The organism is Flavobacterium sp. JAS, from assembly GCF_020991455.1.
Lineage (GTDB): Bacteria > Bacteroidota > Bacteroidia > Flavobacteriales > Flavobacteriaceae > Flavobacterium.
Window position 1 is genome coordinate 1 of the sequence record NZ_JAJMOX010000048.1, and the last position, 815, is coordinate 815.

Here is an 815-nt window from a genome sequence, read left to right on the forward strand (position 1 = left end):
AATTTCTAAAACAAACGCAATCAACAGTTGTAACTTTTCCTCCGAGTTATTTAGCTTTATTAAGCAATGAAGATATCTCAGGACTAAGATGTATTATTACTGCCGGAGAATCAGCTGATCCCGGTACAGCCCTGAGAGTTACAGCATCAGGAATCGCGTATTACAATGCTTATGGTCCTACAGAGTGCGCCGTTTGTGTATCTGTTTATCAATCAACAGGAAATGCTGTAGAGAAAAGAGTTATTCCTATTGGTAAACCTATTTCTAACACCCAGATTTACATCTTAGATGATTCACTGCAGATTGTTCCGATAGGAACCCCAGGAAAGCTGTTTATATCAGGGGCAGGAGTAGCCCGTGGGTATTTGAACAAGCCAGAGCTTACGCACGAAAAATTCATTGCTAATCCTTTTATCGAGGGAGAAAGAATGTACGATACGGGCGATTTGGGCCGCTGGCTTTCTGATGGCAACATTGAGTTTATGGGCAGAAAAGACCATCAGGTTAAGATTCGCGGATTCCGCATCGAGCTAGGTGAGATTGAGTATGCCATTTTGCAATATGAATGTGATTTAAAACAAGTGGTGGTAGAGGCAAAAGAATCCAATGAAGGAAAAGTCCTGATCGCTTATTTTACAGCTTCAGAAAGCGTTGACAAATCAGAACTGAGAAGTTTTCTACAAGGCAAACTACCCGATTATATGGTTCCGGCGTTTTACGTAGAACTGGATGAATTACCTCTTACCCCAAATGGAAAGATAGACCGTAAAGCTTTGCCTGGAGTAGATGGAGAAGACCTTATCAGAAATCAATAC

The 815-nt window shown here is 41.2% G+C and carries 1 protein-coding gene; it reads left to right on the forward strand.

Annotated elements, in window-relative coordinates:
* Positions 1–815: amino acid adenylation domain-containing protein (locus LPB88_RS23685; protein WP_230718268.1), on the forward strand; the 815-nt coding region annotated here is incomplete at both ends.